27 protein-coding genes are annotated in these 23837 nt (G+C 42.3%); 13 read left to right on the plus strand and 14 right to left on the minus strand.

Translation table 11 applies throughout. The features are described from left to right. Nucleotides 1–334: 334 nt before the first annotated feature. The gene (locus N8L39_RS03615; protein WP_261010288.1) at nucleotides 335–1879 is read right to left on the minus strand and encodes a peptide chain release factor 3; all 1545 of its coding nucleotides are present in this window, start codon (nucleotides 1877–1879) and stop codon (nucleotides 335–337) included. Nucleotides 1880–2113: 234 nt separating this feature from the next. Here N8L39_RS03615 and N8L39_RS03620 point away from each other — a divergent pair, with 234 nt between their 5' ends. The 10 genes from N8L39_RS03620 (at nucleotide 2114) to nusB (ending at nucleotide 9726) form a co-directional block, all read left to right on the plus strand. Beyond that, a complete protein-coding gene (locus N8L39_RS03620; RefSeq protein WP_049522349.1) occupies nucleotides 2114–2365 on the plus strand; it encodes a hypothetical protein in 252 nt (83 codons plus the stop codon). Between the two features lie 129 nt (nucleotides 2366–2494). Continuing rightward, complete coding sequence (locus N8L39_RS03625; protein ID WP_261010293.1) at nucleotides 2495–2710, plus strand: DUF4160 domain-containing protein; 216 nt, start codon at nucleotides 2495–2497, stop codon at nucleotides 2708–2710. Nucleotides 2711–3095: 385 nt separating this feature from the next. Next, nucleotides 3096–3398: an Asp-tRNA(Asn)/Glu-tRNA(Gln) amidotransferase subunit GatC gene (gene gatC, locus N8L39_RS03630; protein ID WP_000705419.1), complete on the plus strand. Its 303-nt coding sequence runs from the start codon at nucleotides 3096–3098 to the stop codon at nucleotides 3396–3398. Then, complete coding sequence (gene gatA / locus N8L39_RS03635) at nucleotides 3398–4864, plus strand: Asp-tRNA(Asn)/Glu-tRNA(Gln) amidotransferase subunit GatA (protein WP_261010287.1); 1467 nt, start codon at nucleotides 3398–3400, stop codon at nucleotides 4862–4864. Before gatC ends, gatA begins: the two co-directional genes overlap by 1 nt. Next, nucleotides 4864–6309: an Asp-tRNA(Asn)/Glu-tRNA(Gln) amidotransferase subunit GatB gene (gatB, locus tag N8L39_RS03640; RefSeq protein WP_261010286.1), complete on the plus strand. Its 1446-nt coding sequence runs from the start codon at nucleotides 4864–4866 to the stop codon at nucleotides 6307–6309. The genes gatA and gatB overlap by 1 nt, the downstream gene beginning before the upstream one ends. A 43-nt stretch (nucleotides 6310–6352) precedes the next feature. After that, nucleotides 6353–6748, plus strand: a complete 396-nt coding sequence (locus tag N8L39_RS03645) for a hypothetical protein (RefSeq protein ID WP_261010285.1) — start codon at nucleotides 6353–6355, stop codon at nucleotides 6746–6748. Between the two features lie 321 nt (nucleotides 6749–7069). Beyond that, complete coding sequence (locus N8L39_RS03650) at nucleotides 7070–8113, plus strand: 2,3-butanediol dehydrogenase (protein ID WP_261010284.1); 1044 nt, start codon at nucleotides 7070–7072, stop codon at nucleotides 8111–8113. Between the two features lie 223 nt (nucleotides 8114–8336). After that, on the plus strand, nucleotides 8337–8897 hold the full coding sequence (gene efp / locus N8L39_RS03655; RefSeq protein WP_000568643.1) for an elongation factor P: 561 nt from the start codon (nucleotides 8337–8339) through the stop codon (nucleotides 8895–8897). Between the two features lie 21 nt (nucleotides 8898–8918). Further along, nucleotides 8919–9308, plus strand: a complete 390-nt coding sequence (locus N8L39_RS03660) for an Asp23/Gls24 family envelope stress response protein (RefSeq protein WP_070528853.1) — start codon at nucleotides 8919–8921, stop codon at nucleotides 9306–9308. Continuing rightward, entirely contained in the window at nucleotides 9301–9726 is a 426-nt protein-coding gene (gene nusB / locus N8L39_RS03665) for a transcription antitermination factor NusB (RefSeq protein ID WP_084889753.1), read from the plus strand. The genes N8L39_RS03660 and nusB overlap by 8 nt, the downstream gene beginning before the upstream one ends. Before the next feature lie 111 nt (nucleotides 9727–9837). Here nusB and N8L39_RS03670 read toward each other — a convergent pair whose 3' ends face one another. From N8L39_RS03670 to N8L39_RS03730, 13 genes are all read right to left on the minus strand, one after another. Continuing rightward, the gene (locus N8L39_RS03670) at nucleotides 9838–10605 is read right to left on the minus strand and encodes an acetyl-CoA carboxylase carboxyl transferase subunit alpha (protein WP_261010283.1); all 768 of its coding nucleotides are present in this window, start codon (nucleotides 10603–10605) and stop codon (nucleotides 9838–9840) included. After that, on the minus strand, nucleotides 10602–11468 hold the full coding sequence (gene accD / locus N8L39_RS03675) for an acetyl-CoA carboxylase, carboxyltransferase subunit beta (protein WP_020902990.1): 867 nt from the start codon (nucleotides 11466–11468) through the stop codon (nucleotides 10602–10604). Before accD ends, N8L39_RS03670 begins: the two co-directional genes overlap by 4 nt. 36 nt (nucleotides 11469–11504) lie before the next feature. Further along, complete coding sequence (gene accC / locus N8L39_RS03680) at nucleotides 11505–12872, minus strand: acetyl-CoA carboxylase biotin carboxylase subunit (protein ID WP_261010282.1); 1368 nt, start codon at nucleotides 12870–12872, stop codon at nucleotides 11505–11507. Between the two features lie 11 nt (nucleotides 12873–12883). After that, on the minus strand, nucleotides 12884–13306 hold the full coding sequence (fabZ, locus tag N8L39_RS03685) for a 3-hydroxyacyl-ACP dehydratase FabZ (RefSeq protein WP_000565509.1): 423 nt from the start codon (nucleotides 13304–13306) through the stop codon (nucleotides 12884–12886). Further along, nucleotides 13303–13788 (minus strand): acetyl-CoA carboxylase biotin carboxyl carrier protein, encoded by a 486-nt coding sequence (gene accB / locus N8L39_RS03690; RefSeq protein ID WP_261010281.1) that lies wholly within the window; start codon nucleotides 13786–13788, stop codon nucleotides 13303–13305. Before accB ends, fabZ begins: the two co-directional genes overlap by 4 nt. A 2-nt stretch (nucleotides 13789–13790) precedes the next feature. Beyond that, a complete protein-coding gene (gene fabF, locus N8L39_RS03695; protein ID WP_261010280.1) occupies nucleotides 13791–15026 on the minus strand; it encodes a beta-ketoacyl-ACP synthase II in 1236 nt (411 codons plus the stop codon). A 20-nt stretch (nucleotides 15027–15046) separates the two neighbouring features. Continuing rightward, nucleotides 15047–15778 carry a 3-oxoacyl-[acyl-carrier-protein] reductase gene (fabG, locus tag N8L39_RS03700; protein ID WP_261010279.1) on the minus strand — a complete coding sequence of 244 codons (732 nt, stop codon included), beginning with the start codon at nucleotides 15776–15778 and terminating at the stop codon, nucleotides 15047–15049. 43 nt (nucleotides 15779–15821) lie between these two features. Further along, nucleotides 15822–16742 (minus strand): ACP S-malonyltransferase, encoded by a 921-nt coding sequence (fabD, locus tag N8L39_RS03705; protein WP_261010278.1) that lies wholly within the window; start codon nucleotides 16740–16742, stop codon nucleotides 15822–15824. Further along, complete coding sequence (gene fabK / locus N8L39_RS03710; protein ID WP_084927828.1) at nucleotides 16735–17709, minus strand: enoyl-[acyl-carrier-protein] reductase FabK; 975 nt, start codon at nucleotides 17707–17709, stop codon at nucleotides 16735–16737. Before fabK ends, fabD begins: the two co-directional genes overlap by 8 nt. A 116-nt stretch (nucleotides 17710–17825) precedes the next feature. Further along, nucleotides 17826–18050 (minus strand): acyl carrier protein, encoded by a 225-nt coding sequence (locus tag N8L39_RS03715; RefSeq protein WP_000257838.1) that lies wholly within the window; start codon nucleotides 18048–18050, stop codon nucleotides 17826–17828. 58 nt (nucleotides 18051–18108) lie between these two features. Further along, complete coding sequence (locus N8L39_RS03720) at nucleotides 18109–19083, minus strand: beta-ketoacyl-ACP synthase III (RefSeq protein WP_261010277.1); 975 nt, start codon at nucleotides 19081–19083, stop codon at nucleotides 18109–18111. Continuing rightward, nucleotides 19083–19517: a fatty acid biosynthesis transcriptional regulator FabT gene (fabT, locus tag N8L39_RS03725; protein ID WP_023945587.1), complete on the minus strand. Its 435-nt coding sequence runs from the start codon at nucleotides 19515–19517 to the stop codon at nucleotides 19083–19085. Before fabT ends, N8L39_RS03720 begins: the two co-directional genes overlap by 1 nt. A 91-nt stretch (nucleotides 19518–19608) precedes the next feature. After that, nucleotides 19609–20394, minus strand: coding sequence for an enoyl-CoA hydratase (locus tag N8L39_RS03730; RefSeq protein WP_261010276.1), 786 nt, complete (start codon nucleotides 20392–20394; stop codon nucleotides 19609–19611). Nucleotides 20395–20603: 209 nt separating this feature from the next. On the opposite strand from N8L39_RS03730, the gene N8L39_RS03735 reads away from it, so the two are divergent. The 3 genes from N8L39_RS03735 to serS all read left to right on the plus strand — a co-directional run bounded on the left by N8L39_RS03735 (nucleotide 20604) and on the right by serS (nucleotide 23830). Then, nucleotides 20604–21968: an aspartate kinase gene (locus N8L39_RS03735; protein ID WP_000869661.1), complete on the plus strand. Its 1365-nt coding sequence runs from the start codon at nucleotides 20604–20606 to the stop codon at nucleotides 21966–21968. Between the two features lie 2 nt (nucleotides 21969–21970). Continuing rightward, nucleotides 21971–22342, plus strand: coding sequence for a DUF956 family protein (locus N8L39_RS03740; RefSeq protein WP_000079349.1), 372 nt, complete (start codon nucleotides 21971–21973; stop codon nucleotides 22340–22342). Between the two features lie 213 nt (nucleotides 22343–22555). After that, on the plus strand, nucleotides 22556–23830 hold the full coding sequence (gene serS, locus N8L39_RS03745) for a serine--tRNA ligase (RefSeq protein ID WP_261010275.1): 1275 nt from the start codon (nucleotides 22556–22558) through the stop codon (nucleotides 23828–23830). Nucleotides 23831–23837: the final 7 nt, after the last annotated feature.

Below are 23837 nucleotides of genomic sequence, written 5' to 3' on the forward strand. Positions count from 1 at the left end.
CATTCGCGGACTTTTACTAGTGAAGCGTTTAGGTAAGCCGATTGTTATACTACGACACGGAGTTTGGCAAATCGATTTCATTTGCCAAACGTAGTTAGTAAGGCAGTTAGCTAGTTCGCTTCCTTACCATTACGACGGAAAAATCCACGAATCAATATCATTCGCGGACTTTTACTAGTGAAGCGTTTAGGTAAGCCGATTGTTATACTACGACACGGAGTTTGGCAAATCGATTCTATTTGCCAAACGTAGTTAGTGAGGCAGTTAGCTAGTTCGCCAAATAGCGACTAGCGTCCAACAATTAGGAACTTTAGTTCCAATTGTTGGTACTGAGTTACATCTTCTCTTCCAACTCTACGTCTGGATACTTATCCGCAAACCAGCGGAGGGCAAAGTCATTTTCAAAGAGGAAGACTGGTTGGTCAAAACGGTCTTTAGCCAAGATATTTCGACTTGATGACATTCGTTCATCCAAGTTCTCAGGCTTGATCCAACGAACGGTCTTTTTACCCATTGGGCTCATGACTACTTCCGCATTGTACTCGCCTTCCATGCGGTGTTTAAAGACTTCAAACTGGAGTTGACCAACAGCTCCCAGCATGTACTCGCCTGTTTGGTAATTCTTATAAAGCTGAATAGCACCTTCTTGCACCAGTTGCTCAATCCCCTTGTGGAAGGATTTCTGCTTCATGACATTCTTAGCAGAAACTTTCATAAAAATTTCAGGAGTGAAGGTTGGCAGTGGTTCAAATTCAAATTTGTTTTTCCCAACTGTCAAAGTATCCCCAACTTGATAAGTGCCGGTATCATAAACCCCGATGATATCTCCTGCAACAGCATTGGTCACATTCTCACGACTTTCCGCCATAAACTGAGTGACATTCGAAAGTTTAGCACCCTTACCAGTACGAGGCAGATTGACACTCATGCCACGTTCAAATTCACCCGATACGATACGTACAAAGGCGATACGGTCACGGTGACGAGGATCCATATTGGCTTGGATTTTAAAGACAAATCCTGAGAAATCCTTGTCATAAGGATCCACAATTTCTCCATCTGTTTTCTTGTGCCCATGTGGTTCTGGAGCAAACTTAAGGAATGTCTCAAGGAAGGTCTGCACACCAAAGTTTGTCAAAGCTGAACCGAAGAAAACAGGTGTTAATTCTCCAGCCAGAATAGCTTCCTCTGAAAACTCATTCCCAGCTTCATTTAAAAGCTCAATATCATCCTTGACTTGCTCGTAGAAAGGATTGCTACCAAAAAGCTTGTCCCCATCTTCTAAACTGGCAAAACGCTCATCCCCTTTATAAAGCTCCAAGCGTTGGTTATAAAGGTCATAGAGCCCCTCAAAGGCTTTCCCCATCCCGATAGGCCAGTTCATCGGGTAACTCGCAATACCCAAGACTTCTTCCAATTCTTGCAAGAGGTCCAGTGGTTCACGACCGTCCCGGTCAAGCTTGTTCATAAAGGTAAAGACTGGAATACCACGGTGTTTCACAACCTCAAACAATTTCTTGGTTTGGGCCTCAATACCCTTGGCAGAGTCCACAACCATGACCGCAGCATCTACCGCCATCAAGGTACGATAGGTATCTTCTGAGAAGTCCTCGTGCCCTGGGGTATCTAGGATATTGACTCGTTTGCCGTCGTAGTCAAATTGCATAACAGATGAAGTAACCGAAATCCCACGTTGCTTCTCGATATCCATCCAGTCGGACTTGGCAAAAGTTCCTGTTTTCTTCCCTTTTACAGTACCAGCCTCACGAATCTCGCCCCCAAAATAGAGCAACTGCTCAGTGATGGTTGTTTTCCCCGCGTCCGGGTGGGAAATGATGGCAAAGGTACGACGTTTCTTAATTTCTTCTTGAATATTCATAAGTTCTCTTTCTTTGATTCTCTATTTTTCTTGTTTCAATAACTAAGAATGATTTCTACATTGGATTTTACCATTCCTTTCAACATTCCATTATATCGGATTTTAGCATTTTTTTCAATTTCTATTTTATGTTAGACTATACTTGAACAAAAGCTATTCCTTGTAGTCAAATAGATCGAAAACCGTGACAATTCTAGCAAAAATGATATAATAAAACAAAAAGGAGATGTAATCATGTTCAAAGAATTTGGTGTAACCAATTTAGAAGTGACAAAAGATGATATTTACAAGAATCCAAGCAACCCTATTTTACGCATGTATGATGACGATGAATTAATTGGAACCTTTAGTATTCTAACTGGAGAAGTATTGGAAAATTTGGACTTGGCAGACTATGACATTCGTTTTGCTCAAAAGCAAATTGAGTTAAATCGCGATAACTACCTTGAAACATGGAAGGACTACGCGGGACTACTACATGCCTAAATATTCTTTCCTAATACTCTTCAAAAATCAAATTCAAACCACGTCAGCGTCGGCTTGTCGTACTCAAGTACTGCCTGTGCCTAGCTTTCTAGTTTGCTCTTTGATTTTTATTGAGTATAAAAGTATGGTATTGAAATTCGTCCTAACGAACATAACCATAAAGGTCAAAAAGCACATATTCACATTTATATCCACGGAGAAGAGGTCGGCTCAATGTTTCTGAACGGTGAACTGAGAGATGGTAAATTAAAGGCAAAAGACCTAAAAATAATCAGACAATATGTTTTAGAAAACGCAAATGAACTTCAGGCTTTATGGAATGAATACCAAAAAAGTGCATATTAAAACCAAAGAATCTTAGTTTGCTAATGCACAATAGACAAAACTGGCAAGCAATTTTAATGCCTGCTACTCATTTTCTACCCAACTTATCCAAATACTAGGGAGCCTAATTCCCTTTGCAATTTTTCAAATAAATGTTACAATAAATATAGAAAAAGGTGTTGCGACAACAACACCCCACAGAGCCGTTTAAGACGGTGGCTGTAATTACATAACTAAAAAATAGCTCGTTAACTCGCCAAAGTTAGGACGGCTATTTTTTTGTCTATTTTAAAAAACTCTTTCTCGACTTGCCAGATGTCTTTTTTCATCTTTCCCTCCCTTATTTATAGGAAAATATGGTAAAATAGAACAGACTAAAAATCATCATTTCACGAAAGGATGCAAGATGAAAATTACGCAAGAAGAGGTAACACACGTTGCCAATCTTTCAAAATTAAGATTCTCTGAAGAAGAAACTGCTGCCTTTGCGACGACCTTGTCTAAGATTGTTGACATGGTTGAATTGCTGGGCGAAGTTGACACAACTGGTGTCGCACCTACTACGACCATGGCTGACCGCAAGACTGTACTCCGCCCGGATGTGGCCGAAGAAGGAACAGACCGCGATCGCTTGTTTAAAAACGTACCTGAAAAAGACAACTACTATATCAAGGTACCAGCTATCCTAGACGATGGAGGAGATGCCTAATGACTTTCAACAATAAAACCATTGAAGACTTGCACAATCTCCTTGTTTCTAAGGAAATTTCTGCAACTGAATTAACCCAAGCAACGCTTGAAGATATCAAGTCTCGAGAGACAGCTATTAACGCTTTTGTTACCATCTCTGAAGACCAAGCTCTTGCTCAAGCTAAAGCCATTGATGAAGTTGGAATAGATGCTGACAATGTCCTTTCAGGAATTCCGTTGGCTGTCAAGGATAACATCTCTACAGACGGTATTCTCACAACTGCTGCCTCAAAAATGCTCTACAACTATGAGCCTATCTTTGATGCAACAGCCGTTGCCAATGCAAAAGCGAAAGGCATGATTGTCGTCGGAAAGACCAACATGGACGAATTTGCCATGGGTGGTTCAGGTGAGACTTCACACTACGGTGCCACTAAAAATGCTTGGGATCACAGCAAGGTTCCTGGTGGATCATCAAGTGGTTCGGCCGCAGCTGTAGCTTCTGGACAAGTCCGCTTATCACTTGGTTCTGATACTGGTGGTTCTATCCGCCAACCAGCTGCCTTCAACGGGATTGTTGGTCTCAAACCAACCTACGGAACAGTTTCACGTTTCGGTCTCATTGCCTTTGGTAGCTCATTAGACCAGATTGGACCTTTTGCTCCTACTGTTAAGGAAAATGCCCTCTTGCTCAACGCTATTGCCAGCGAAGACGCTAAAGACTCTACTTCTGCTCCTGTCCGAATCGCCGACTTTACTTCAAAAATCGGTCAAGACATCAAGGGCATGAAAATTGCTTTGCCTAAGGAATACCTCGGTGAAGGAATTGACCCAGAGGTTAAGGAAACCATTCTGAATGCTGCCAAACACTTTGAAAAATTGGGTGCTGTCGTCGAAGAAGTCAGCCTGCCTCACTCTAAATACGGAGTTGCCGTATACTACATCATCGCTTCATCAGAAGCTTCATCAAACTTGCAACGTTTTGATGGTATCCGTTACGGCTACCGCGCAGAAGATGCGACTAATCTTGATGAAATCTATGTAAACAGCCGTAGCCAAGGTTTCGGTGAAGAAGTAAAACGTCGTATCATGCTTGGTACATTCAGTCTTTCATCAGGTTACTACGACGCCTACTACAAGAAAGCTGGACAGGTTCGTACCCTCATCATTCAAGATTTCGAAAAAGTCTTCGCAAATTATGACTTGATTTTGGGACCAACTGCTCCAAGCGTTGCCTATGACTTGGACTCACTCAACCATGACCCAGTTGCCATGTACTTGGCTGACCTTTTGACTATCCCTGTCAACTTAGCAGGTCTCCCAGGGATTTCGATTCCAGCTGGATTCTCTCAAGGTCTACCTGTCGGTCTGCAATTGATCGGCCCTAAGTACTCTGAGGAAACTATTTACCAAGCTGCTGCTGCTTTTGAGGCGACAACAGACTACCACAAACAACAACCCGTGATTTTTGGAGGTGATAACTAATGAACTTTGAAACAGTCATTGGACTTGAAGTCCACGTAGAGCTCAACACCAATTCAAAAATCTTCTCACCTACTTCTGCCCACTTTGGAAATGACCAAAATGCCAACACTAACGTGATTGACTGGTCCTTCCCAGGAGTTCTGCCAGTTCTCAATAAAGGGGTTGTCGATGCCGGAATCAAGGCTGCTCTTGCCCTCAACATGGACATCCACAAAAAGATGCACTTTGACCGCAAGAACTACTTCTACCCTGATAATCCAAAGGCCTACCAAATTTCTCAGTTTGATGAGCCGATCGGTTATAATGGTTGGATTGAAGTCGAGCTAGAAGATGGTACAACTAAGAAAATCGGTATCGAACGCGCTCACTTGGAAGAAGATGCTGGTAAAAACACCCACGGTACAGATGGCTACTCTTATGTTGACCTCAACCGCCAAGGAGTGCCATTGATTGAGATTGTATCTGAAGCTGACATGCGCTCGCCAGAAGAAGCCTATGCTTATCTGACTGCTCTCAAGGAAGTCATCCAGTACGCTGGTATTTCTGACGTTAAGATGGAAGAAGGTTCGATGCGTGTGGATGCCAACATCTCTCTTCGTCCTTATGGTCAAGAAAAATTCGGTACCAAGACAGAGTTGAAGAACCTCAATTCCTTCTCAAATGTCCGTAAGGGTCTTGAATACGAAGTTCAACGTCAAGCTGAAATCCTTCGATCAGGTGGTCAAATCCGCCAAGAAACACGCCGTTATGATGAAGCTAATAAAGCAACCATTCTCATGCGTGTCAAGGAAGGTGCTGCAGACTATCGCTACTTCCCAGAACCAGACCTACCTCTCTTTGAAATCTCAGACGAGTGGATCGAGGAAATGCGCAAAGAGTTGCCAGAGTTTCCGAAAGAACGCCGTGCGCGCTACGTATCTGACCTTGGCTTGTCAGACTACGATGCTAGCCAGTTGACTGCAAATAAGGTCACTTCTGACTTCTTTGAAAAAGCTGTTGCCCTAGGTGGCGATGCTAAACAAGTCTCTAACTGGCTCCAAGGTGAAGTCGCTCAGTTCTTGAATGCTGAAGGTAAAACACTGGAACAAATCGAATTGACACCAGAAAACTTGGTAGAAATGATTGCCATCATCGAAGACGGCACGATCTCGTCTAAGATTGCCAAGAAAGTCTTTGTCCACCTAGCTAAAAATGGTGGTGGCGCGCGTGAATACGTGGAAAAAGCAGGTATGGTTCAAATCTCAGATCCAGCTGTCTTGATTCCAATTATCCACCAAGTCTTTGCGGATAATGAAGCAGCCGTTGCCGACTTCAAGTCAGGTAAACGCAACGCAGACAAGGCCTTCACAGGATTCCTTATGAAGGCAACCAAAGGTCAAGCCAACCCACAAGTCGCCCTTAAACTACTTGCACAGGAATTGGCGAAGTTGAAAGAAGATGAATAATAGACTTTTTATATACCTTTTTCTAATTTAGAAAGAAGAAAAAATGAACAAATTTTTACGATTTCTATTTATCTTAGTCATCATCGCTATGTTAGGCGCTTCTATACTACAAATTTTCTTTCCATCATACATGGGAAGCCACTCCGGATACGGAATCTCTGCTGGTTGGCAACGAGAAATTGGAATATGGAACCTAGCTGTATTGATTCTTATTCTCGGTGTCAATATTAAGTACGATTGGTTCTATCTACGAATCGTGCTTCTCGCTCTCATCATCGGTGGGATTGGAATAGGAACAAATCACTTAGTCAATTTTATGGAGTATCATTCTCCTGTGAATGCTATCGGCGCTTTCGAAAATTACTTGCTAGCGACGGGGTGGATTGTAGGGTGGCTCATTGAACATCATTCCATAAAGAAGATAACTGCTAGTAAATAACGACAAGTATATCTTAGATGATTTTTAAAGGTTATAAAATAGTTTAATAATCATTCAAATCAAGAAATCTACCTTTTCAATAGCCTCAATGCCAATCAAGAACTCTTTAACAAACTTGCTAAACAAGAGGCCAAGCCAACCCACAAGTCGCCCTTAAACTCCTTGCACAGGAATTGGCAAAGTTGAAAGAAGATTAATATGTAAAAAAACCAGCCCTGAGGTTGGTTTTTTCTTGACAAATAAATAGAAAGCGTTTACGATATTACATGTAAAGTTTCCAAAAAAGAAAACTAAAAATCGCAACAATAAGGAGTTATTCATATGGCTACAATGAAAGCTGCTCGCTGGCATGCAGCGAAAGATGTTCGTATTCAAGAAGTAGAAGTTCCTGAAGTACTTCCGCACCAAGTAAAAGTTGCAGTTAAGTTCACAGGAATTTGTGGTACCGACCTCCACGAATTTTTAGATGGCCCTATCTTTATCCCAACAGATGAGCACGTCTATTCTGGTCAAAAAGCACCGGTAACACTAGGACATGAATTTTCTGGTGAAATCGTAGAAGTTGGAAGTGATGTTACTCGTGTGAAAGTTGGTGATCGTGTTGCTGTAGAACCAATTCTAGCTAAGAATAACTTAGTTGGTGATTATAACTTGGATCCAAACCTTAACTTTGTTGGTTTGGCTGCAGACGGTGGATTTGCCAAATATTGTGTTTTAGATGGCGACTTAGTACATGTCATTCCAGATAGCTTGAGCTATGAGCAAGCTGCTCTCACTGAGCCCGCTGCTGTTGCAGTCTATGCTGTTCGTCAATCGTCTTTGAAAGCTGGCGATACAGCTGTTGTCTTTGGTTTAGGCCCAATTGGTCTGTTAATTGTAGAAGCTCTTCGTGCAGCTGGTGCTTCTAAGATTTATGCCGTTGAATTATCACCAGAACGCCAAGCCAAAGCAGAGGAATTAGGAGCTATCGTTGTACGTCCACAGGATGGAGAAACCGTTGTTGAAGCTGTACACCGTTTGACAAATGGTGGTGCAGACGTTTCTTATGAAGTAACTGGTGTACCAGTAGTTTTGGGACAGGCTCTAGCTGCTGTACATAAGGCAGGTGAGTGTATGGTTGTCTCTATCTGGGAACGAGAAGCTAATATCAATCCAAATGAATTTGCTATCCAAGAAAAGACACTAAAAGGAATCATAGCTTATCGTCACATCTTCCCTAAAGTATTAGATTTGATGGAACAAGGCTACTTCTCTGCTGAAAAATTGGTTACTAAGAAAATTAAATTGGAAAATATCGTGGAAGAAGGCTTTATCGAATTAACTCAAGACAAGTCACAAATCAAGATTTTGGTAGAACCAGAATAAAAAATCAATCTTTTTAAGACAATACAATCAGGTCGAAGTAAGGTCACTTCGGCCTTTTGAATATAATAAAAAACGTGGTGGATGCTCTTTCACATCAAGCACGCCACCTGACTAGGCAATATTCTTTTCTCCCCAACCATCTCCCAATAACTATTTTGGCTTTATTTCCAGAACATTTTATGGTAAAATGAAGAGTAATAATATTTATTAAAGAGGTAAAAACATGATTGAAGCAAGCAAATTGAAAGCTGGTATGACATTTGAAACTGCAGACGGAAAATTGATCCGCGTTTTGGAAGCTAGCCACCACAAACCAGGTAAAGGGAACACAATCATGCGTATGAAATTGCGTGATGTCCGTACTGGTTCTACATTTGACACAAGCTACCGTCCAGAAGAAAAATTCGAACAAGCTATTATCGAAACTGTTCCAGCTCAATACTTGTACAAAATGGATGAAACTGCCTACTTCATGAACACTGAAACTTACGACCAATACGAAATCCCAGTCGTAAACGTTGAAAATGAATTGCTTTACATCCTTGAAAACTCTGATGTGAAAATCCAATTCTACGGAACTGAAGTAATCGGTGTAACTGTACCAACTACTGTTGAATTGACAGTTGCTGAAACACAACCATCTATCAAAGGTGCTACTGTTACAGGTTCTGGTAAACCAGCAACTATGGAAACTGGACTTGTTGTCAACGTTCCTGACTTCATCGAAGCTGGACAAAAATTGATCATCAACACTGCAGAAGGAACTTACGTTTCTCGTGCCTAATCTCTAGAAAGAGGTCATTCTATGGGAACTGAAGAACAATTTGGCGAAATCGTTATCGCTCCACGTGTACTTGAAAAAATCATTGCCATCGCAACTGCTAAAGTTGATGGTGTCCATTCATTTTCAAATAAATCCGTATCTGATACCCTATCAAAACTCTCTCTTGGTCGTGGCGTCTACTTAAAAGAAAGCAACGAAGAACTAACTGCTGACATCTATCTCTACCTTGAGTACGGTGTGAAAGTACCAAAAGTTGCTCTTGCTATTCAAAAAGCAGTAAAAGATGCTGTCCGTGATATGGCTGATGTGGAACTTGCTGCTGTCAACATCCATGTTGCAGGAATCGTTCCAGATAAGACACCAAAACCTGAGTTGAAAGATCTATTTAACGAGGACTTCCTCAATGACTAGTCCATTATTAGAATCTAGACGCGAACTTCGTAAATGCGCTTTTCAAGCTCTCATGAGCCTTGAATTTGACACAGATATGGAAACAGCTTGTCGTTTTGCCTACACACATGACCGTGAAGATGAAGATGTGCAAATCCCTGCCTTTCTTCTGAACTTAGTTTCTGGTGTTCAAGCTCAAAAAGACGAGTTGGATAAACAAATCAACCAGCACCTTAAATCAGGCTGGACAGTTGAACGCTTGACCTTGGTCGAAAAAAACTTACTACGCTTAGGTATCTTTGAAATCACATCATTTGATACACCTCAGCTAGTAGCCGTCAATGAAGCCATTGAACTTGCCAAGAATTTTTCAGATCAAAAATCAGCCCGCTTTATCAACGGACTGCTCAGTCAATTTGTAACTGAAGAAAATGAATAATCGAAAAGGTGTTTGGTCTTCCCAAGCACCTTTTATTGTGTCCTCGATACAGAGAACCACATAAAAACTAGAACTAACTGCCAGTTCTAGTTTTTTGCATATTCTAAAGAATTAGTATTTTCTAAATCGTTGGTAACGTTCTTCCAACAACTCTTCTAACGATTTTTGTGAAAGTAGGGATAGCTCCGTTTGGAGTTCTTTTTTAACATTCTTAATCAGTTCTTTGCTCGAAAGTCCTGCTTCAGAAATCACCTTATCCACCACGTCCATTTCTAACAGCTCATGCGAAGTGATTTTCATCAGTTCTGCTGCTTCCATGGCACGACTGCCATCCTTCCATAGAATGGAAGCAAAGCCTTCTGGGCTGAGAATGGCATAGATAGAATTTTCCAGCATCCAGACACGGTCTGCGACTGCTAGAGCCAGAGCACCACCTGAACCACCTTCACCGATAATAATGGCGATAATAGGAACTTTTAGATCACTCATTTCCATGAGATTGCGAGCGATAGCTTCCCCTTGACCACGTTCTTCCGCTCCCACACCAGGATAGGCACCTGCAGTATTGATAAAGGTCACAACGGGACGGCCAAACTTTTCAGCCTGTTTCATCAACCGTAGGGACTTGCGGTAACCTTCTGGATGCGGTTGTCCAAAATTCCGTTTGAGGTTATCTTGTAAACTCTTTCCTTTTTGGATACCAACCACTGTTACAGCTTGGTCTCCAAGCCAGCCGATACCACCAACAACTGCACCATCATCTCGGAAAGAACGGTCACCATGTAATTGGATAAATTCATCAAAAATGCCTGTCGCAAAGTCCAAGGTTGTCAAGCGACTCTGCTCACGCGCTTCTCTGACTATTTTTGCAATATTCATCTAGGACTCCCTCCATGCAATCTAACTAGGCTAGCAATGGTATCTGGCAAGTCTCTTCTTTTAACGATAGCATCCACAAAGCCATGCTCCAATAGAAATTCTGCCTTTTGGAAATCCTCAGGCAAGCTTTCACGAACCGTATTTTCAATGACACGACGCCCAGCAAAACCAACCAAACTCTGTGGTTCAGCCAGAATGATATCCCCTTCCATAGCGAAAGAAGCTGTCACACCACCAGTCGTTGGATCTGTCAAAATGGTTAGGTAAAAGAGGCCTGCATTTGAATGACGTTTAACTGCTGCAGAAATCTTGGCCATCTGCATGAGACTCATGATCCCTTCCTGCATACGGGCGCCACCAGAGGCTGTGAAGAGAACAACTGGCAATTTTTCGACAGTCGCATACTCAAACAAACGAGTGATTTTTTCACCTACAACCGTACCCATAGAAGCCATGATAAAGTTAGAATCCATAATCCCAAGAGCCACAGTTTGACCTTTAATAAGAGCAGTTCCTGTCACAACGGCTTCATCCAGACCTGTTTTTTCACGCATGGTTGCTAGTTTCTTTTGGTAACCAGGGAAATGTAAGGGATCCTTACTTTCAATCCCTGTAAACAATTCCTTGAAGGTACCCATATCAATCGTCAAAGCCAAGCGTTCTTGGGCAGAAATACGAAAGGTATAGCTACAATGTGGACAGATACGTTCACTTCCCAGATCCTTCTGATAGATGGTATGCTTACAACCCGGACACTGGGAGAATAATTCATCTGGAACCTCTGGCTTGGCTTGAGGTTTTTCCCTAACCGAACGATTGGGATTTATTCGAATATACTTATCTTTTTTACTAAATAGAGCCATTGATTCCCCTTTTCGGTTTAAACTCTTGAAGTCATTTTATTCTTTTTCTTGATATTTAGGTAAGAAGGTTTCCATCAAGAAGGAAGTATCGTAATCCCCAGCAATGACATTGCGATCTGAAATGAGGTCAAGCTGGAAATCTGCATTGGTCTGCACCCCTTCAATCTCTAATTCATAGAGGGCACGTTGCATTTTCATCAAGGCATCAAAACGATTTTCGCCGTGAACGATGATTTTGGCAATCATACTATCATAGTAAGGCGGAATGGTATAGCCTGGATAAACTGCTGAATCCACGCGCAAGCCGACTCCTCCACTTGGGAGATAGAGATTGGTAATCTTACCTGGACTTGGAGCAAAGTTGAAGGCTGGATTTTCTGCATTGATCCGACACTCTATAGCATGGCCACGTAGGACAATATCTTCTTGCTTAACAGACAAAGGCTGACCCGCTGCAATGCGAATTTGTTCCTTAACGATATCCACACCTGAAACAAACTCTGTAACAGGATGTTCTACCTGAACACGAGTATTCATTTCCATGAAATAGAAATTGCCACTGGCTTCATCAAGCAGAAACTCAATGGTTCCTGCATTCTCATAACCAACAGAGTCTGCAGCGCGGACAGCAGCCGCCCCAATTTCATGGCGAAGAGTCTTTCCAATTGCAATAGATGGACTCTCTTCTAATACCTTTTGATTATTTCTCTGAAGAGAACAGTCACGTTCACCCAAGTGGATTACATTTCCGTGTTCATCTCCTAGGATTTGAACCTCAATGTGACGAGCTGGATAGATAACTCGTTCTATGTACATGGCACCATTGCCATAATTAGCCTTGGCTTCACTAGAGGCTGTTTCAAAGGCTGAAACGAGGTCTTCTGGTTTTTCAACCTTACGAATCCCTTTACCACCACCACCTGCTGAAGCCTTGAGCATAACAGGGTAGCCAATTTTTTCGGCAACAATCAAAGCTTCCTCAGAGTTATGCACTTCTCCATCCGAACCTGGAATAACAGGCACACCTGCTTTGATCATCTGAGCACGTGCATTGATTTTATCCCCCATCATATCCATAACATGACCAGATGGACCGATAAACTTGATTCCCACTTCTTCACACATGGTTGCAAATTTGGAATTTTCACTGAGAAATCCAAAACCGGGGTGAATAGCTTCTGCTTCAGTCAAAACTGCCGCTGATAGAACCGCGTTAATATTGAGATAAGACTCAGTTGCCTTACCAGGGCCAATACAAACCGCCTCATCTGCCAAAAGCGTATGAAGGGCTTCCTTATCAGCAGTTGAATAGACCGCTACCGTCGCAATCCCCAATTCACGCGCCGCACGGATAATACGAACCGCAATTTCACCACGATTGGCAATTAAAATTTTTCGAAACATGGAGAACCTCCTTAGTTCCCAATTGCAAAGGTAAGAGTACCACTAGCTGCAAGCTTGCCATCCACTTCAGCTTTGGCTTCAACCACGGCAATGGTGCCACGACGTTTTACAAAAGTCGCTGTCATAAGCAATTGGTCGCCTGGTACAACTTGCTTCTTGAACTTAACCTTGTCCATACCAGCGTAAAAGACTAGTTTTCCCTTATTTTCAGGCTTAGACAACTCCAAAACACCAGCAGTTTGCGCCAAGGCTTCCATAATCAGAACACCTGGCATAACTGGATATTGAGGGAAATGACCATTAAAGAAGGGCTCGTTGATGGTCACATTTTTGATAGCAACAATAGTATCCTCGCTCACTTCCAAGACACGGTCCACTAGGAGCATGGGATAACGGTGGGGTAGAGCTTCTTTGATTCCTTGAATATCAATCATTTGATACGTACCAATCCTTTACCAAATTCAACCATTTCTTCATTAGAAACGAGAATTTCCGTTACTACACCATCCTTAGGTGCTGGAATTTCATTCATGACTTTCATAGCTTCGATGATGACCAATGTTTGACCTTTTTTGACACTATCACCAACTGTGACGAAGGCAGGTTTATCTGGTCCAGCAGCCAAGTAAGCCACCCCAACAAGTGGGCTCTCTACAAGATCTCCCTCAGCAGCCACACTTGCTTCAGCTGAAACAGGAACTTCTTCCACTACAGTTTCTGTTGAAGCAGATGTAGGAGCTACTGGACTTGGTGTTGCTAGAACGGGCGCTGGAGCGACTTGAGCTGCAACTTCAGGCACAAGTCTAGCTTCATTTTTGCTAAACTGTAACTCATCCGTCCCGTTTTTATAAGAAAATTCTCTCAAACTTGACTGGTCAAATTGAGCCATCAAGTCTTTAATATCGTTTAAATTCATACTTATTTATTCTCCCAACGTTTGAAAGCAAGAACGGCATTGTGGCCACCAAAGCCAAAGGTATTTGAAATAGCGTATGGAATCTCTTGCTCCAAGCCTTGTCCATAAACGACATTGGCTTCGATATAATCTGATACTTCACTTGTTCCAGCTGTCATTGGTACAAAGTTATGACGCATGGCTTCGATTGTGACGATAGCTTCTACTGCACCTGCAGCTCCCAGCAAATGGCCTGTGAATGATTTGGTTGATGACACAGGTACTTCCTTACCAAGAACAGCTACGATCGCACCACTTTCTCCTTTTTCATTAGCAGGAGTTGACGTTCCGTGTGCATTGACATAGGCTACTTGCTCTGGAGAAATCTCAGCTTCTTCCAAGGCTAGTTTGATGGCCTTGATAGCTCCCTGACCTTCTGGATGTGGTGAAGTCATATGGTAGGCATCACAAGTATTTCCGTAACCAACCACTTCAGCAAGGATCGTTGCCCCACGTTTTTCGGCGTGTTCTAGGCTTTCAAGAACCAACATCCCTGAACCTTCTCCCATGACAAAACCATTACGGTCCTTATCAAATGGGATAGAAGCACGACTTGGATCCTCTGTAGTTGATAGAGCAGTTAGGGCTTGGAAACCAGCGATAGCAAAAGGTGTGATAGAGGCTTCTGAACCACCTACCAACATAACATCTTGGAAACCGAACTTAATTGAGCGGAAGGCATCCCCAATCGCGTCATTTGATGAAGCGCAGGCAGTGTTGATGGATTTACATACACCGTTTGCTCCAAAACGCATAGCAACATTTCCTGAAGCCATATTTGGCAAGGCCTTAGGAAGGGTCAATGGTTTCACACGTTTCGGACCTTTGTCATTTAAGCGAAGTACTTGATCTTCAATTTCTTTGATTCCACCAATACCAGAGGCAACAATAACACCAAAACGATCCTTGTCAAGAGCCTCTACATCCAGATTAGCGTGGTTGAAAGCCTCTTGGGCTGCATACAAGGCATACAAAGAATAGTTGTCAAAACGGTTGGTATCTTTCTTTACAAAGTATTTATCAAAAGGAAAATCTTGAATTTCTGCTGCATTATGCACATCAAAGTCACTATGATCAAATTTTGTAATTGGACCAATTCCGATTTTTCCAGTTGTCAAACTATTCCAAAATTCTTCTGGTGTATTTCCGATTGGAGATGTTACTCCATAACCTGTTACTACTACGCGATTTAGTTTCATTTTTTTACCTCTAGCTTCTGCTACATACTGAGGCCGCCATCAATGGCAACCACTTGACCAGTTAGATAATCTTGGCCTGCTAAAAATACTGTCAAATCTGCAACCTGCTCTGCCTGCCCAAATTCTTTCATAGGAATTTGCGCCAGCATGGCATCTTTTACCTTGTCTGATAGGACGGCTGTCATATCGGACTCGATCATTCCCGGTGCAATAGCATTAACCCTGATATTGCGATTGGCCACTTCACGAGCCACAGACTTGGTAAAACCAATCAAACCAGCCTTAGAAGCAGCATAGTTAGCTTGACCGATATTTCCCATCAAACCAACAACACTAGACATATTAATGATAGCACCTTCTCTGGTTTTCATCATCGGTTTCAAGACTGATTGTGTCATGTTAAAGGCACCAGTCAGGTTAACCTTGAGAACTTTTTCAAAATCTGCTTCTGTCATCTTGAGCATCAGGGTATCTTGGGTAATCCCTGCATTATTGACCAAAACATCCACTGAACCAAGCTCTGCAATAGCTTGCTCAACCATACGCTTAGCGTCTGCAAAATCGGATACATCTCCTGAAATGGGAACTACCTTGACACCATAATTTGAAAACTCGGCAAGTAAGTCCTCAGAGATGACCCCACGACTATTTAAGACAATGTTGGCTCCTGCTTGAGCAAACTTGTGGGCGATGGCAAGACCAATTCCACGACTTGAACCTGTAATAAAGATATTTTTATTTTTTAGTTGCATTCTTTTCTCCTGTTTCCTCCTGTATTTATGGGAGAAGGGATTACTAATTTCCTAGAAGAGCTTCCAAGCTCGCCTGATCTTCAACAGTGGCTAGTTTAGCTGTCTTATCAATTTTTTTGACAAAGCCTGACAAGACTTTCCCCGGTCCAATCTCGATAAAGTTGGTTACGCCAGCTTCTTGCATAACCGCAATACTTTCATAGAAACGAACTGGTTCCTTGACCTGACGCGTCAAGAGTTGAGCGATGTCTTCTTTTTTCATAACAGCTGCTTCTGTATTACCGACTAGGGGACAAGTAAAATCTGAAAAACTTACCTGAGCCAGAGTTTCAGCTAGTTTCTGGCTAGCAGGCTCAAGGAGAGCGGTATGAAAGGGACCTGACACCTTGAGAGGAATCAAGCGTTTGGCACCTGCTTCCTGCAAGAGTTCAACAGCTCGGTCAACTGCAACCACTTCTCCACCAATCACGATTTGTGCAGGCGTGTTATAGTTGGCTGGTGTAACGACTCCAAGTTCAGAAGCTTTTCGACAGGCTTCCTCAATGACCTCTACTGGCGTATTGAGAACTGCGATCATCTTGCCAGAGCCAGCAGGAGCCGCTTCTTCCATATAGGCTCCACGCTTAGCAACCAAGGCTACCGCATCTTCAAAATCCAAGGCACCACTGGCAACCAAGGCAGAGTATTCTCCAAGAGACAAACCAGCAACCATATCAGGCTGATAGCCCTTTTCTTGCAATAAACGGTAGATAGCAACTGAAGTTGCTAAAATGGCTGGTTGCGTATAGCGGGTCTGATTGAGTTTTTCTTCTTCTGTATCGATGAGATGACGCAAATCATAACCGACTACCTGACTCGCTTGATCAATCGTTTCTTTGACAATCGGATACTGATCATAGAGATCCCGTCCCATACCTAGATACTGGGCACCTTGACCAGCAAATAAAAAGGCTGTTTTAGTCATTTCTCACAACTCCTGCCCAACGAGAGGCTTCTTCTTGAATTTTCTTAGCTGCTCCATAGTACAAATCTTTTAAGATTTCTTCAACGGTTTCTTCTTTGGAAACAAGCCCTGCAATCTGACCTGCCATGACAGATCCGCCATCCACATCACCGTGAACAACTGCTTTTGCTAGGGCACCTGCTCCCATTTGTTCAAAGATTTCTAAATCAGGATTTTCTTGTTTAAAGGCATCTTTCTCAGCTTTTTCAAAATCACGAGTCAACTGATTTTTAATAGCACGAACAGCATGGCCAAAATGTTGGGCTGAAATCGTAGTATCAATATCTCTAGCTTTTAAAATCTTGGCCTTATAATTTGGATGGGCATTAGATTCTTTTGCAACGACAAAACGAGTTCCAACCTGAACAGCCTCTGCACCTAGCATAAAGCCAGCTGCAGCACCTTCACCATCTGCAATCCCTCCTGCAGCAATAACAGGAATAGATACAGCTGCAGCTACCTGGCGCACCAAGGTCATGGTTGTTAATTTACCGATATGACCCCCAGCTTCCATTCCTTCTGCAATAACAGCGTCCGCACCGATTTTTTCCATGCGTTTAGCTAGGGCAACGCTAGGTACAACTGGAATAACCGTAATCCCAGCAGCATGAAAGCGTTCCATGTATTTGCTTGGATTTCCTGCTCCTGTTGTAACCACCTTAACGCCTTCCTCGATGACGAGATCTACAATATCTTCCACAAAGGGAGACAAGAGCATGATGTTGACACCAAAAGGTTTATCCGTCAATGATTTGATCTTATCAATATTAGCCTTGACAACTTCTTTAGGGGCATTTCCCCCACCGATAATGCCTAGTCCTCCAGCCTTGGAAACAGCCCCTGCCAAATCACCATCAGCAACCCAGGCCATTCCTCCTTGGAAAATAGGATAATCAATGTTCAATAATTCTGTAATACGCGTTTTCATAGTGCCTCCATCATTTCTTGCTTACGTAATAGTTCGATACTGTCATAATTTGAAAATCAAACTATTGCCTAAACAAGAGGGAGCGGGTTTCCCTACTCCTTCTATTTATATTCTGCTTATTTTGTTTGCTCTTCAACGTAGGCAACCAAGTCACCAACTGTTTTCAAGTCATCTTCTGCTTCGATTTGGATATCAAAAGCATCTTCGATTTCTGAGATTACTTGGAACAAGTCCAATGAATCTGCGTCCAAATCATCAAAAGTTGATTCAAGTGTTACTTCTGATGCGTCTTTTCCAAGTTCTTCAACGATAATTTCTTGTACTTTTTCAAATACTGCCATGATAGGACTCCTTTAAAATAAATAGTTTTTTATAACAATGTGTTCACCACATGATTACCTAAATTGTAAGAATGAGCGTGCCCCAGGTCAAGCCTCCACCGAAGCCTGATAAAAGAACAGTCTGGCTACCATCTAAATGGATGAGACCTTGTTCTACACACTCTGAAAGTAAAATCGGGATACTTGCTGCACTGGTATTACCATACTCCATCATATTGGCTGGAAGTTTAGCTCGGTCGACACCGATTTTTCTAGCCATCTTATCCAAGATACGGTCATTGGCCTGATGAAGTAGCAGATAATCCAAGTCTGTCGCCTCTATAGGGGACTCATCAATAGTCTGTTTGATAGACTTGGCCACATCTCGAATAGCAAAATCAAAAACTGCGCGTCCATCCATTTTCAAAAATGAATCTGTACTTTCTTGATCTGAAAATGGAGAATGCAAGGCTGAATGTCCATAGGTCAGACACTCACTGCGACTTCCATCGCTATTGAGACTTTCAGCCAAGAAATGCTCTTGCTCGCTAGCTTCTAGCAAGACACCACCAGCACCATCTCCAAACAACACAGCTGTTGATCGGTCTGACCAATCGACTGCCTTAGAAAGGGTTTCACTACCAAGCACCAAGCCTTTTTGAAAGCGACCAGAAGCGATAAACTTTTCAGCAGTTGACAAGGCAAATACAAATCCACTGCATGCGGCTGTTAGGTCAAAAGCAAATGCCTTATTAGCACCAATATTAGCTTGGACACGAGCAGCTGTAGAGGGCATCATCGAATCTGGAGTAATGGTAGCTAGGATGATAAAATCCAACTCTTCCCCTGTGATTCCAGCTTTTGCCATCAGTTTCTTAGCAACTTCTGTAGCCAAATCACTAGTAGATTCTGTTCTTGAAATATGCCTTTGTCGTATTCCCGTCCGACTTGAAATCCACTCATCATTGGTATCCATAATCCGAGCCAAATCATGATTTGTAACCACTTGCTCTGGCACATAATGAGCAACCTGGCTTATTTTTGCAAAAGCCATTATTTCAAATCCTCCAAAAATTGATAAAGATTGGTCAACCCTTTGCTCATAACATCAATTTCTTCCTTACTCATACCATCAATGATTTTTTCAACCATGGCCTTGTGGAAGCGTTTATGTAGTCTATGAACCAAGCGACCCTTCTTTGTCAAATGCAGATGCACCACACGACGATCCTGCTCTGAGCGAATGCGTTCAATGTAACCCTTGCGTTCAAGATTATTCAAACTCGTCGTAACCGTCCCAAGAGTCACCATCAACTCTTTTGACACTTGACTTGGCGTCACGTCTGGGAATTTTCCAATTACATCGATTGTATGGACTTCTTTGATGGAGATATCTTTGAAACGACTACCCCTCAAGCTAACTTCCTCGATAACGAGGACATTGTTAAATATAGATGTTAAATATTCATTAATTCGTTGGTAGTCCAATCTCTTTTCCCTCCTTTTCAAAAAACTTTCACAATCAAAACATTTGACAAAAGAATTATATCAAACTTCAAAGAATGGTGCAAGTATTTTCTTATTTTCCAGTAAATTTCGGTCTTCTTCTCTCCGAATGAGCCCGAACTCCCTCTTTGAAATCTTCTGTCTGGGCTAAGGATTTCTGTAGATTCAATTCTAAAGTAGCATAATTCTGCCAATCTTTGAATTGGCTCTCCCAGACCAACTTCTTGATGGCAGCATATGAATTAGCTGACCCGCGTCTCAATTTTTTAAGAAGCTGTTCTCTCGTCTTTTCAAGTTTATCAGCTTCACAGACGCGGTAAACCAACCCCCACTCTAAAGCTTTTTCTGCTGTCAAAGACTCTCCTGTCATGGCAAGTTGAGTTGCACGCGTCACACCAATACTTCGGCTCAAAAGATGAATCCCACCTGCATCTGGAGCCAAACCAACTCCAACAAAGGCTTGGATAAATTTAGCCTTATCCGTTGCCAGACAGAAATCTGCAGCAACAGCCATATTTGCTGCGGCACCTGCAACAGCCCCATCAACCTCCATCAAGACAGGTTTAGCAATTTGCTTGATTTTATAAGAAATAGTATTGACCAATTCTGCGATTTTTGTCAATGATGGAATATCATCCTCATCCACCGCCCGCTTCATCTCTACTAAATCTCCCCCAACTGAAAAGACTTTGCCATTCGCGTTGATTAAGACAAAATGCACAGCCGGATCCTCTTCTGCCAAAGTCAGAGCTTCTAAAATCTCCTCACACATAGGAATATGAAAACCATTCGCGACCTCAGGACGATTCAAGGTAAGGATTGCCAAATCCTCTTCAAGCTGATAAATAATGTGTTCCATTTGAACTCCTTTTTATTTTATAAGCTGGTTAAATTATTTTATTTTCAAAGTATATCTTTTTTAAAATCAGAAAGCAAGAAAAAATCAACTGAAAGTGTCTCAGCCGATTAGAAAGGCTCGCTTTATACTAGAACGCATCTTATTTTCTTCATTGAAAAAAGACTTTCTTTCTGCTATAATCGTATAAAATACTTACTTTAGGAGTTCTTATGAAGGTTGTTAAATTTGGAGGTAGCTCTCTTGCCTCTGCTAGTCAATTAGAAAAAGTTTTAAACATCGTAAAAAGCGATTCAGAGCGTCGTTTTGTAGTCGTTTCTGCGCCTGGTAAACGCAATGCTGAAGATACTAAGGTTACGGATGCCTTGATTAAATACTACCGCGACTATGTTGCTGGTAACGATATTAGCAAGAGCCAAAACTGGATTATTGACCGCTATGCTGCGATGGTTAGTGAACTAGGTCTTAAACCAGCTGTGCTAGAAAAAATTTCCAAAAGCATTCGCGCCTTAGCCACTCTTCCTATTGATGAAAATGAATTTCTCTACGACACTTTTCTAGCAGCCGGTGAAAATAACAATGCTAAATTGATTGCTGCCTATTTTAACCAAAATGGGATTGATGCACGCTATGTGCACCCTCGAGAAGCTGGTATTGTGGTCACAAGTGAACCTGGTCATGCTCGAATCATTCCATCAAGTTATGACAAGATTGAGGAATTGACGAATGCAAATGAAGTCCTAGTCATTCCTGGTTTCTTTGGGGTTACCAAGGAAAATCAAATCTGTACCTTCTCACGTGGAGGCTCTGATATTACAGGTTCTATCATTGCTGCCGGTGTTAAGGCAGACCTCTATGAAAACTTTACGGATGTTGATGGTATCTTTGCAGCCCACCCAGGAATTATCCACCAACCACACTCGATTCCTGAGTTGACCTACCGTGAAATGCGCGAGTTGGCCTATGCAGGTTTCTCAGTTCTTCATGACGAAGCCCTTCTTCCTGCCTACCGTGGAAAAATTCCTCTGGTTATCAAGAATACCAACAACCCTGACCATCCAGGTACTCGTATCGTTCTAAAACACAGTAGTGATGAATTTCCAGTTGTGGGAATTGCTGGTGACTCTGGCTTTGTCAGCATTAATATGTCGAAATACCTCATGAACCGTGAGGTTGGATTTGGACGCAAGGTTCTTCAAATCCTTGAAGATCTTAACATCGGTTGGGAACATATGCCAACAGGTATCGACGATCTTTCAATCATCCTCCGTTCTCGTGAACTAACTCCTATCAAGGAAGAAGAAATCCTTCGTCAGTTGGTTCAAAAGGCTGAAGTAGACCATGCAGAAATCGAGCACGACCTTTCAATCATTATGATTGTTGGAGAAAAGATGAAGAGCCATATTGGAGTAACTGCTACTGCGACACGTGCTCTATCTGAAAATAAGATCAACATCCAGATGATGTCTCAAGGTTCTAGTGAAGTGTCTATTATGTTTGTTGTCCATAAGGACCAAGAGAAAGCAGCTATTAAAGCCCTCTACAATGCCTTTTTCGGTGAAAGTAAGGAAGACTAAGCATGGCTCAATCACTTAACAAAACAGTGCTCCTCAATACGACAGGCACCTCCTACCTCTCTATAGCTGGGAAAGTTGGGAAATTCCTTGTCGGTGATCAGGCTTTGGAATTTTACCCCGATGTCAATGTTGAACAATTTATCCAGATTCCTTGGAGCCATATCAACCAGATTGGGGCAAATGTCACTGGTCGCAAAATCAGTCGCCACTTCGAAGTCTTTACAGACAGAGGAAAATTCCTTTTTGCTTCAAAAGACTCAGGTGCCATCCTCAAAATTGCTCGTGAAAAACTGGGCAATGACAAGGTCGTCAAGCTTCCGACTCTGATTCAAACCATTGGTCAAAAATTTAAAAATCTATTTGCAAAAAAGTAGAAACTTTAGTATAATCATAGCAACGGATAAGTAGGTTATCTTCTTCTTTCAGAAAGTCTGCGGGTGCTGCGAGCAGATAGGAGGGATAGGTGAAATTCTACCGTTAGTAACAATTGCATACACAATCAAGTGCACACCTGTGAAGTTGGATGGAACCGTGGCCCTGCCACTCCAACACTTTAACAGGTGTGCTTTTTTCATAAAGGAGTTCTTATGTTAGATATCAAACGTATTCGTACAGACTTTGACGCTGTCGCAGAAAAATTGGCTACACGTGGTGTAGATGCTGCTGTCTTGAATGAGATGAAAGAAATAGATGCTAAACGTCGTGATATTTTAGTCAAGGTTGAAACTCTCAAGGCTGAACGTAACACAGTTTCTGCTGAGATTGCCCAAGCTAAGCGCAACAAGGAAAATGCAGATGACAAGATTGCTGCCATGCAAACTCTATCTGCTGAGGTTAAAGCCTTGGATGCTGAATTGGCAGAAATCGATGCTAAATTGACAGAATTTACAACGACTCTTCCAAATATCCCAGCTGACAGCGTTCCTGTTGGAGCTGACGAAGACGACAATGTTGAAGTTCGCTGTTGGGGTACCCCACGCGAATTTGACTTCGAGCCAAAAGCCCACTGGGATCTTGGTGAAGACCTTGGTATTCTTGACTGGGAACGGGGTGGTAAGGTAACAGGTGCTCGCTTCCTCTTCTATAAAGGCCTCGGCGCTCGTTTGGAACGTGCTATCTACAACTTTATGTTGGATGAACATGGCAAAGAAGGCTATACTGAAGTCATCACGCCTTACATGGTTAACCACGATTCTATGTTTGGTACTGGTCAATATCCAAAATTCAAGGAAGATACTTTTGAACTCAGCGACAGCAATTATGTCCTTATTCCTACAGCTGAGGTTCCTCTAACAAACTACTACCGTGATGAAATCCTGGACGGTAAAGACCTGCCAATCTACTTCACTGCTATGAGTCCTTCATTCCGTTCTGAGGCTGGTTCAGCTGGTCGTGATACTCGTGGCTTGATTCGTTTGCACCAATTCCACAAGGTTGAAATGGTCAAATTTGCCAAGCCAGAAGAATCTTACGAAGAATTGGAAAAAATGACAGCCAACGCTGAAAATATCCTTCAAAAACTCAATCTTCCATACCGTGTCGTTGCTCTCTCTACTGGAGATATGGGCTTCTCAGCTGCTAAAACTTACGACTTGGAAGTGTGGATTCCAGCACAAAATACCTACCGTGAAATCTCAAGCTGTTCAAACACAGAAGATTTCCAAGCCCGTCGTGCCCAAATCCGTTACCGTGATGAAGCAGACGGCAAGGTGAAACTCCTCCATACCTTGAACGGTTCTGGACTTGCAGTTGGACGTACAGTGGCTGCTATTCTTGAAAACTACCAAAATGAAGATGGTTCTGTGACCATCCCAGAAGCTCTTCGTCCATACATGGGTGGAGCTGAAGTTATCAAACCATAAAAAATAA

It is taken from the genome of Streptococcus mitis (assembly GCF_946190285.1).
Lineage (GTDB): Bacteria > Bacillota > Bacilli > Lactobacillales > Streptococcaceae > Streptococcus > Streptococcus mitis_CP.